Source organism: Massilia sp. AB1 (assembly GCF_018119385.1).
Classification (GTDB): Bacteria; Pseudomonadota; Gammaproteobacteria; order Burkholderiales; family Burkholderiaceae_D; genus Telluria.
The window spans coordinates 137,970-147,146 of sequence record NZ_JAGKSG010000008.1; the positions used below are offsets into that span (position 1 = coordinate 137,970).

A 9,177-nucleotide genomic window follows, 5' to 3' on the forward strand; every position below is an offset into this window, starting at 1 on the left:
GCGGAGTGTACCGCAGCTACCGGCAGAGGGAAACGCGCGCCACGGTTGCAGACAGGGAGCGCAAGCGACGGATGAGTTACAGGATGAGGTCGCTGAACCTTGGGCTTCCAGTGTATGGCAGTGGGGACTTCCATCCGATAGCATTGGAAAGTTCCGTTTACATGTTTACATTGTACTCATGTGTGGCATATATTGTTTCCACATTAATAGGGAGACGAGAAACTCATGCCGCACATTCACCCTGCACACCGGATCTCAAGCTTCGCGCTGGCCGCCTCGCTAGCCAGTTCGGGCTATGCCCAGGACTCGGCCGCACCTGGCCAGGACGTGGCACGCGTCGAGGTCAAAGGCGCCGGCTACGACGCCCGCCGCGACGACACCGCCGCCCGCATCGTGGTCGGGCGCGAGGAGATCGCGCGCTACGGCGACACCAACGTGGCCGATATCTTCAAGCGGATCCCCGGCGTCACCGTGACCACCGGCGCAGGGCGCAGCACGGAGCTCAGGATGCGCGGCTTGGGCGACGGCTATACCCAGATCCTGGTGAACGGCGAGCGCACCCCGGCCGGCTTCGCGCTCGACTCGCTCTCGCCCGAGATGATCGAGCGCATCGAGGTGCTGCGCGTCGCCACCGCCGAGTTTTCGGCCGAGTCGGTGGCGGGCACGATCAATATCGTGCTGCGCAAGCGGGCGAGCAAGCGCCAGCGCGAGGCCAAGCTGGGCTACCTGCTGAGCAGCGATTTCCGCGGTCCGACCTTCAGCGCCCAGCTGGGGGACCGTGGCGACAAGTCGTCCTGGTCGTTCTCGGCCGGCGGCAACCACGACAGCCTGTCGCGCGAGTGGGGCGGCAGCGAGGAAAATATCCGCCCCGACGGCCTGACGGACATGCGCCGGGTCACCCACGCCATCGAGCGCGGCCGCATGAACCGGCTGAACCTGGGCCCGCGCTTCAACTGGACCCTCGACAACGGCGACACCATCGGCTGGGAAACCCTGTTCAACAGCAGCAGCTTCCGCAACAACGCCTATCTGGTGGTGAGCACCCTGGCCGGCCGGCCGCCGCAGACACCCGACCTGCGCATCTTCGGCGAATTCGACGACCGGCTGCTGAAGTCGGACCTGCAGTGGACCCGCAGCCTGGAGTCCGGCCTGAAGCTCGACGTCAAATTCGGTGCCGAATGGTCCTCGCGCAAGATGCTTGTGCGGCGTTCCGGCCTGGACGCCGGCGGCGCGCCCGAGACCGAGGGCAGCACGCTGTCCGACACCCACACCCGGGGCGCCAACTCGACCGGCAAGCTGGCCAGGCCGGTGGACGGCGGCCACCTGTTCGCGCTGGGCTGGGACCTGCGCTTCAACGAGAGCTCGGACATTCGCGCCGAGCGCGACCGGGTGCGGGTGTTCGCGCCGGGCCAGCTGCTCGACGAGGACTTCGGCGCGAACGTCGGCCGCGCCGCGTTCTACGCGCAGGACGAATGGACCATCAACCCGCGCTGGTCGGCCTATCTCGGCGCCCGCTGGGAAGGGGTGCGCACGCGCGCGTCCGGCAATGCGGTCGAACCGGTGCGGGTGACATCCAGCGTCCTGAGCCCGGTCCTGCAGACCCTGTACAAGCTTCCCGGCCATGACGGCAAGGAGGGCGACCAGCTGCGCCTGGCCGTGAGCCGCACCTACAAGGCGCCCGAATTGGACAGCATCGTGCCGCGCCGCTCGGCCTGGGAGAACAACAGCGCCACCGAGGCCGATTTCGTCGGCAATCCGGACCTCAAGCCGGAACTTGCCTGGGGACTCGATGCGGCCTGGGAGCATTACTGGGCCGAGGGGGCGATGGTGTCGGTGAGCGGCGCGCTGCGGCGGATCGAGGACTATGTCAGCAACCGTATCTACTTCAACGGCGTCCACTGGATCTTCACGCCCGTGAACGACGACCGTGCGAGCATGCGCAGCCTCGAGATCGAGACCAAGTTCCCGCTCACGTCGCTGTTCGCGGATGCGCCGGCGATCGACCTGCGCGCCAGCGTCAGCCGCAACTGGTCGCGCGTCGCCTCGGTGCCGGGTCCGGACAACCGCATGGAGCAGCAGACGCCGCTGACCGCCAACCTCGGCGTCGACTACAAGTCGGGCGCGCTGGCGCTGGGGGCCAGCCTGGCGCACCGGCGCGGCGGCTTCGTGCGGGTCGCGGCAAACCGCGGCTTCTACCGGACCGCGCGGACCGACCTGGAAAGCTACGCCGCGTGGACCTTCACGCCCAAGGCCCAGCTGCGGGTGGCGCTGTCGAACCTGCTGGCCGAGGAGAACACCTTCGGGCCGACGTATGCCGACCCGGTCACGGGGCTGGAAAAGCGGCTCTGGAACTACCCGGACGCCGTCAAGCTGCGCACCACGCTTGAGCTGAAGTTCTGAGGACTCAGGCCAGGCGCACGGCGACCGCGCCCAGTGCGATCAGACCGGCGCCCGCCAGCCGCGATGGCAAGGGGCGCTCGCGCAGGACCAGCATGGCGATCGCCACGGCGAACACGATGGAGGTTTCGCGTACCGCCGCGACCACCGCCACCGGCGCGAAGGTCATGGCCCACAGCGCGATGCCGTAGGAGGCGGTGGTCGCCGCGCCGCCCGCCAGCGCCAGGCCGGGGTGGCGCAGCAGGTAGCGCGGCAGCTCGGCGCCCATGCGGCCCCAGGCCAGCGCCGAGCTGGCGGCGCCGGTGAGCATGAAGATCCACGCGGTATACGCGGCCGGCGCGCCGGAGCGCCGTACCCCGAAGCCGTCGACCAGGGTGCAGGCCGCGATCATGGCGGCCGTCGAGAGGGCCAGCAGGGTGAGCCTGCCGCTGCCGGCGGAGCCGGTGCGCGAGCCGGCGTACACCGCCGCGCCGCCGGCGCAGATCAGGCCGATGGCCAGCCATTGGGCCGCATGCAGGGTCTCGGCGCCGAGCAGGCTGCCGCACAAGGCCACCATCACCGGCGCGCTGCCCCGCATGAGCGGATAGGCGTGGCTGATGTCGGCGCTGCGGTAAGTGGCGGCGAGCATCGCGTAATAGAGCGCGTGCAGGACCGCGGACGCCGCGATGAAGGGCCAGCTGGCCGGGGCGGGTGCGGGCAGGAAGGGCAGCAGCGCCGCGCCGATCACGCCGGCGCCGATGGTGACGGCCGCGGCTGCATGCACGCCCGCGCCGCGCAGCTTGAGCATGGCGTTCCAGGCCGCGTGCAGGAAGGCGGCGAACAGGACGGCCGCCAGGATCGTGCTGTCCATCAGGCGTGGCGGTGGGTGCGGAAGTAATGGCGGGCCACGACGATGGCGACGATCTGCATCGCCGCGCACAGGAAGAAGCTGCCGCCGATGCGCCAGTCCGAGGCCGGCAAGTGGCTGGCGGCGCCGAGGATCGCAGTGCCGATCAGGGGCGTGACGATGACGCCCAGGCTGCTGATCGATTGCAGGGATCCCATCAGTTCGCCCTGGCGCTCCGGCGCCGTCGCCTTCGAGACGATGCCCTGCAGGGCGGGACCGGCGGCGAAGGCGAGCAGGTTGCAGAGGATGAAGACGTACATCATCCAGCCCTGGGTCGCCAGGCCGTAGAGCATATAGGTGACCGCGCCGGAACTGATGCCCAGCAGGGCCAGCCGCATTTCGCCGAAGCGGCGGATCAGCACCGCCAGCAGGCCGGCCTGGACCACTGCCGAGGCGAGGCCCACGCAGAACATGGCGATGCCGTTGTCGCGCGGGGTCCAGTCGAAGCGGAAGGTGGTGTACAGCACCCAGGTGGAATGCAGCATCATCTGGGCGAAGCTCACCAGGGTGATGACGATCACGAGGCCACGGATCTCGCGCCGCCTGACCAGGCGCAGCAGGGCCGAGAACGGATTGAGGCGCGCCAGCTGCAGGGGCGCGCGCAGGCCGGGCGCCAGCGATTCCGGCACCACGAAGTACCCGTAGAGCAGGTTGGCGGCCGACAGCGCGGCGGCCACGTAGAAGGGCAGGTGCAGGCCCGCGTCGCCCAGCAGGCCGCCCAGCATGGGACCGCAGATGAAGCCCAGGCCGAAGGCGGCGCCGATTTTCCCGAAGCTGCGCGAACGGTTCTCGTGGGTCGAGATGTCGGACGCATAGGCCGAGGCCACCGACATGCTGGCCGAGGACATGCCGCCGACGATACGGCCCACGAACAGCCAGGCCAGGCTGGGCGCCCACGCGGTGATCAGGAAGTTCAGGCACATGCCCGCCATCGAATACAGCAGCACCGGGCGCCGCCCGACGCGGTCGCTCAGCGCCCCCAGCGCCGGCATGAACAGGAACTGCATCAGGCCGAACACGGTGGTGAGCGCCCCGAACCACAGCGCCTGCTGCTCCTTGCCCTCGACGAACTGCCCGACCAGCAGGGGCATGACCGGAACGATCAGGCCGATCCCGAGCATGTCGATGAAAATGCAGACCAGGATGAAATTCAGGTTGCCGGGAGCGGTCTTGGTTGGAGCGGTCGAGCGGGGCATGCACACCTCGGGCGGTTGGCGGACCGCCTATCTTAGCATCGAGGCAAGGGTGTCAGGCAGGGGGCTGGCCCAGCCACTCGGCTGCGAAGGCCGCGCGGAAGGATTCCAGGTAGGCCAGGCGCTCCTGGCCCAGCTTGCGCCCGCCCTCGGTCTGCATCTTGCCGGGCAGGGTGGCCAGCTTGACCGCGATGTGGTCGAGCGAATACGAACCGTCGTCGAGCGGACGGTCCCGCGCAAGAGGATCGCCTGGATGGGCCAGGGCGCTGCCCATCATGCCGGCGATGTAGAACATGCGCGCCAGGCCGACCGCGCCCAGGGCGTCCAGGCGGTCGGCATCCTGCACGATCCTGGCCTCGATGCTGTCGGCGGGGATGGCTGCGGAAAAGCTGTGGGCTTCGATCGCATGGGCCACCGCGTCCAGGCGTTCCGGCGGGAAGCCCATCCAGGCCAGCTGGTGGCGCGCCAGCTGGGCCGAGCGGCGTGAGGCCTGCGCCCGGTCCGGGTCGTTCTTGGGCAGGTTCACCAGGTCGTGCAGGTAGCAGGCGGCCAGCACCACCAGCGGATCGGCTTCCGGATGCTGCGGCAGCAAGGCCTGGGCGTTGCGCCAGACGCGGTCGAGGTGGTTGGCGTCGTGGGCGCCGTCCTTGCCGGCGTGGGCGGCGGCCAGGGCGGCCAGCTTGGTGCGCCAGCCGGGCAGGTCTGCGGGGAGTTCGGTCATGCGGGGTGTTCCAGTGCGGTGAGGGGAAAAGCGGCCTGCGAGAGCGCGTCCGCGCGGGTGTTCTTGTGGCGCGGGATCCAGCGCAGGGTGGCGCCGGGCAGGCGCGCCAGCAGGGCGCGCGCCTGGCCGCGGTAGTGCGCCAGGGACGGCGCCGCCGCCAGGTCCGGGCCGTTGACGTCGTCGACCACCACCTGGCTGTCGCCATGGATGGCCAGGCCGGCCGCGCCTTGCAGGACGGCCGCTTGCAGCACGGCGATCAGGGCGCGGTATTCGGCTTCGCTGCTGTTGCCGTAGCCGGCATCCTGCGACAGTTCGATGCGCTGGCCGCCGGGGCCTTCGAGGATGGCGCCGATGCCGCAGCGCCCCGGGTTGGGACGCGCCGAGCCGTCGAACCAGGCTTGCCAGAGGGCCTGGCCGGGGACCCCGCGGCGCGAGCGGGCGGCCTGGGCGCCGGCCTGGCGCACGGCGGCGCGCTGCTCGGCATGGACGCGCAAGGACTGGCGCTGGGCCAGCAGGTGCTCGAGACCGGCGGCGCCGGCGCGCAGGCTCAAGGTGGCGCGCAGGGCCGCTTCGAGCGGCATGCCGCTGCGTTCGGCGAGCTGGCGGCTGGCGGCGAGTTCGGTCTTGTAGGCGGCTGCCTGCAGCGTGGCGAGGTCGATCATGGGCGAAGCATAACCGGTTTCTCCGGGGTTGACACATGTTAAGGGTTTTGCAAGACTGCAAGCGTCATCTCGACCATTGTGACCACCTTCCACAGGAGCCTTCATGTCCCCATCGCGTCATGCCGTCCGCTGTGCCCTGTTCGCCTTGTTTGCATCCGCCGCACTCGCGCCCGCTTACGGCGCCGCCCCAGCCAAGGTCCCTGCCGCGAAAGCCGCAGCCAAGGCGCCGAAGCGCTACACGATCGAGCAGTTCATGGCGACCACCTCGGTGACCGGCGCCTCCTTCAGCAAGGACGAGAAGCAGATCCTGTTCAGCAGCAACGAGTCGGGCATCTTCAACGTGTACACGATGCCGGTGGGCGGCGGCGCGCCGCGCGCCCTGACCAAGTCGACCACCGACAGCACCTACGCGGTCGGCTACTTCTACAACGACGACCGCATCCTGTTCACCCGCGACCAGGGCGGCAACGAACGCAACCACCTGTTCGTGCGCGAACTCGACGGCGCCGAGCGCGACCTGACGCCGGGCGAGAAGCACCGCGCCTCCTTCGCCGGCTGGGTGCCGGACGGCAGCGGCTTCTATGTCGTCACCAACGAGCGCGACCCGAAGTTCTTCGACCTCTACCTGTACGACGCGAAGAGCTATGCGCGCAAGATGGTGTACCGCAACGAGAGCGGCATGAGCATCTCGGCGGTGAGCCGCGACGGCAACTGGGTGGCGCTCGACAAGTCCAATACCACCTCGGACAGCGATGTCTACGTGGTCGACCTGCGGACCGGCGCCACCAAGCATATTACGCCGCACAAGGAGCCGGCCGGCCATTCGGCGGCCAGCTTCGATCCGGACTCGAAGCGCCTGCTGTTCACCAGTAACGCCGAGGGCGAATTCTCGCGCATCATGGCCTACGACCTGCAAAGCGGCGCGGTGTCGGAAGTGGAGAAGGCGGACTGGGACCTGCTCGATACGCGTTATTCGCGTAACGGCCGCCACCGCGTGAGCGTAGTCAACCGCGACGGCAGCATCGACGTGCGTGTCTATGACGGCGACACCAGGCCGGTCTCCCTGCCCAAGCTGCCGGGCGGCGAGATCCGCCAGGTGACTTTCTCCGAGAGCGGCAAGCGCATGGCTTTCTACCTGAACGGCGACCGCTCGCCCAGCAACTTGTACGTGCATGACTTCGGGACCGGCAAGACCACCCAGCTCACGCGCAGCCTGAGCAAGGAGATCGACCCGAACGACCTGGTGGAAGCCGAAGTGGTGCGCTTCCGCTCCTTCGACGGCACCGTGATCCCGTCGATCTACTACAAGCCGAAAGGCGCCTCGCCGAACGCCAAGGTGCCGGCCGTGGTGCTGGTGCACGGCGGACCGGGCGGCCAGACCATGCGCGGCTACAGCGCCCAGGTCCAGTACCTGGTCAACCACGGCTACGCGGTCCTGGGCATCAACAACCGCGGCAGCTCCGGCTACGGCAAGACCTTCTTCCGCGCCGACGACCGCAAGCACGGCCTGGAGCCGCTGTGGGACTGCGTCGAAGCCAAGACCTGGCTCGCCAGCCAGGGCTATATCGATCCGGAGCGCATCGCCATCATGGGCGGCAGCTACGGCGGCTACATGACCCTGTCGGCGCTGGCCTTCCGGCCGGAAGCGTTCAAGGTCGGCATCGACATCTTCGGCGTCTCGAACTGGATCCGCACCCTCGAGAGCATTCCGCCGTACTGGGAAGCCCAGCGCAAGGCGCTGTACGACGAGATCGGCGACCCGGTGAAGGACAAGGACTTCCTGACCGCCACCTCGCCGCTGTTCCACGCCGATAAGATCCGCAAGCCGCTGCTGGTGATCCAGGGCGCCAACGACCCGCGCGTGATCAAGCCCGAGAGCGACGAGATCGTCGAGGCGGTGCGCAAGAACCAGGTGCCGGTGGAGTACATCGTGTTCCCGGACGAAGGCCATGGCTTCTCGAAGAAGAAGAACCAGGCCGAGGCCAGCGCCAAGATCCTGGCCTTCCTCGACAAATACCTGAAGCAGTAAGCCTGTTCGCTGCAAAAACGACAATGCCGCCCGGTCGCCCGGGCGGCATTGTCGTATTCAGCGGTCGTAATCAGTTACGGTAAGGGTTGTCCGGCCGCTGGTCGTGGCGGTTGCGGACGCCGTCGCCATCGCGGTCGCGGTCGTACTCGTTGCGCACGCCGTCGTTGTCGAGGTCGCGGTCGTAGCGGTTCGGCACGCCGTCGCGGTCGGTGTCGCGGCCGCGGTAGCGTTCGCGCTCGTAGCGGTCGGGGATGCCGTCGCGGTCGCGGTCGTAGCGCGGACGGTCGTAGCCGTAGTAGCCCTGGCCGGCGTAGGCCGGTGCGTAGCCGCGGCGCTCGAAGCGGTCAGGCACGCCGTCGCGGTCGCGGTCCGGGCCGTACGGGGTCCAGCGCGCCGGTTCCAGGTACCAGCCGCCGCGGCGCTGGTGCCAGCTCGGCGGGGCGTAGGCGTAGCCCGGACGGGCGGCGATGTAGCGGCCTGGCACCCAGTCGTGGCGATGGCCGCGCCATTCCCAGTAACCCGGCGCCCAGACATAGCCGTGACGCGGGCCGGGGATGCGTTCGTAGATCGGCGCCGGTGGCGCCGAGCCGATCACCACTTCGAAGTGGGTCTGCGCCATCGCGGGCAGCGGGGCAGTGGCGGCGCCGAGGGCGATCAGGGCGGCAAGGGCGAGGGTGGATTTCATGTTCGGTCTCCAGATCCAAAAGCGGATGACTAAATATAGCGCTCCGGAATGAGGAAATGGGCCTTTAAAACAGATGCTTACAACTGAAACAGTTCAGCAGGGCGGGCGCGCAACACCCTGCCGTTTCAGCGGCTGGCGAGCAGGGGCTGGGCCTTCTCGGCGGCTGTCAGGCGCTTGGCGGTGACGGTCACCACGGCGACCTTGCCGGAGGTGGCGACAGCCGCCGGATCGGCGCCGTAGGCGCGGGCCTGTGCTTCAGGGATGGCGGCGCCCAGGTAGCTGGCCGGAACGGCCATGGCGGCGGTGACGATGAAGACGGCTTCCATGTGTTTGAGGATGTTCATGGCCTTGCTCCTTGTTGCGTGCGGGTTGTCGATGTGTGCACTGTAGGCCAGGCCCCGCCCCATCTCCAGCGGGATGCGACGAGACGCGCAAAACGCGGGATGACCGGCACAAAAAACCGCGCGAACGTGCGCGCGATTGGCCGCAGCCCAGCCGTTTTCCACGGCCCCCCGCTAGCGCGTGGCGGGGCGGCCGCCGTGGCCGCGATCACGCCGGGATCCGCATGACAGGCCTCATTCTCACGATGTTCGACCAGCTCGCC

Annotated in this window: 8 protein-coding genes; 2 read left to right on the forward strand and 6 right to left on the reverse strand. The window is 68.6% G+C overall.

Annotated features, from left to right (window positions below):
• The first annotated feature begins 225 nt into the window (after positions 1 to 225).
• Positions 226 to 2,400: a TonB-dependent siderophore receptor gene (locus tag J8847_RS07405; protein ID WP_211524040.1), complete on the forward strand. Its 2,175-nt coding sequence runs from the start codon at positions 226 to 228 to the stop codon at positions 2,398 to 2,400.
• Between the two features lie 4 nt (positions 2,401 to 2,404).
• Here J8847_RS07405 and J8847_RS07410 read toward each other — a convergent pair whose 3' ends face one another.
• From J8847_RS07410 to J8847_RS07425, 4 genes are read right to left on the reverse strand one after another with little or no spacing between them, the layout of a single operon-like run.
• Positions 2,405 to 3,247 carry an EamA family transporter gene (locus J8847_RS07410; protein WP_211524041.1) on the reverse strand — a complete coding sequence of 281 codons (843 nt, stop codon included), beginning with the start codon at positions 3,245 to 3,247 and terminating at the stop codon, positions 2,405 to 2,407.
• Positions 3,247 to 4,479 carry an MFS transporter gene (locus tag J8847_RS07415; protein WP_211524042.1) on the reverse strand — a complete coding sequence of 411 codons (1,233 nt, stop codon included), beginning with the start codon at positions 4,477 to 4,479 and terminating at the stop codon, positions 3,247 to 3,249. Before J8847_RS07415 ends, J8847_RS07410 begins: the two co-directional genes overlap by 1 nt.
• A 52-nt stretch (positions 4,480 to 4,531) precedes the next feature.
• Positions 4,532 to 5,197, reverse strand: a complete 666-nt coding sequence (locus tag J8847_RS07420; RefSeq protein ID WP_211524043.1) for an HD domain-containing protein — start codon at positions 5,195 to 5,197, stop codon at positions 4,532 to 4,534.
• Positions 5,194 to 5,859 (reverse strand): ribonuclease HI family protein, encoded by a 666-nt coding sequence (locus tag J8847_RS07425; RefSeq protein WP_211524044.1) that lies wholly within the window; start codon positions 5,857 to 5,859, stop codon positions 5,194 to 5,196. Before J8847_RS07425 ends, J8847_RS07420 begins: the two co-directional genes overlap by 4 nt.
• Positions 5,860 to 5,962: 103 nt before the next feature.
• On the opposite strand from J8847_RS07425, the gene J8847_RS07430 reads away from it, so the two are divergent.
• Entirely contained in the window at positions 5,963 to 7,888 is a 1,926-nt protein-coding gene (locus tag J8847_RS07430) for a S9 family peptidase (RefSeq protein WP_211524045.1), read from the forward strand.
• A 70-nt stretch (positions 7,889 to 7,958) separates the two neighbouring features.
• Here the strand turns inward: J8847_RS07430 and J8847_RS07435 are convergent, their stop codons facing one another.
• Together J8847_RS07435 and J8847_RS07440 are read right to left on the reverse strand one after the other, a co-directional pair.
• Positions 7,959 to 8,573, reverse strand: coding sequence for a YXWGXW repeat-containing protein (locus tag J8847_RS07435; RefSeq protein WP_211524046.1), 615 nt, complete (start codon positions 8,571 to 8,573; stop codon positions 7,959 to 7,961).
• A gap of 125 nt (positions 8,574 to 8,698) precedes the next feature.
• Positions 8,699 to 8,917: a hypothetical protein gene (locus tag J8847_RS07440; protein ID WP_211524047.1), complete on the reverse strand. Its 219-nt coding sequence runs from the start codon at positions 8,915 to 8,917 to the stop codon at positions 8,699 to 8,701.
• Between the last annotated feature and the right edge of the window lie 260 nt (positions 8,918 to 9,177).

Excerpts from the sequence above, each read along its gene's own strand:
- J8847_RS07440 (WP_211524047.1), bottom strand. The coding sequence starts at position 8,917 with ATGAACATCCTCAAACACATGGAAGCCGTCTTCATCGTCACCGCCGCC.
- J8847_RS07415 (WP_211524042.1), bottom strand. The coding sequence starts at position 4,479 with ATGCCCCGCTCGACCGCTCCAACCAAGACCGCTCCCGGCAACCTGAAT.
- J8847_RS07405 (WP_211524040.1), top strand. The coding sequence starts at position 226 with ATGCCGCACATTCACCCTGCACACCGGATCTCAAGCTTCGCGCTGGCC.
- J8847_RS07430 (WP_211524045.1), top strand. The coding sequence starts at position 5,963 with ATGTCCCCATCGCGTCATGCCGTCCGCTGTGCCCTGTTCGCCTTGTTT.
- J8847_RS07420 (WP_211524043.1), bottom strand. The coding sequence starts at position 5,197 with ATGACCGAACTCCCCGCAGACCTGCCCGGCTGGCGCACCAAGCTGGCC.
- J8847_RS07435 (WP_211524046.1), bottom strand. The coding sequence starts at position 8,573 with ATGAAATCCACCCTCGCCCTTGCCGCCCTGATCGCCCTCGGCGCCGCC.
- J8847_RS07410 (WP_211524041.1), bottom strand. The coding sequence starts at position 3,247 with ATGGACAGCACGATCCTGGCGGCCGTCCTGTTCGCCGCCTTCCTGCAC.
- J8847_RS07425 (WP_211524044.1), bottom strand. The coding sequence starts at position 5,859 with ATGATCGACCTCGCCACGCTGCAGGCAGCCGCCTACAAGACCGAACTC.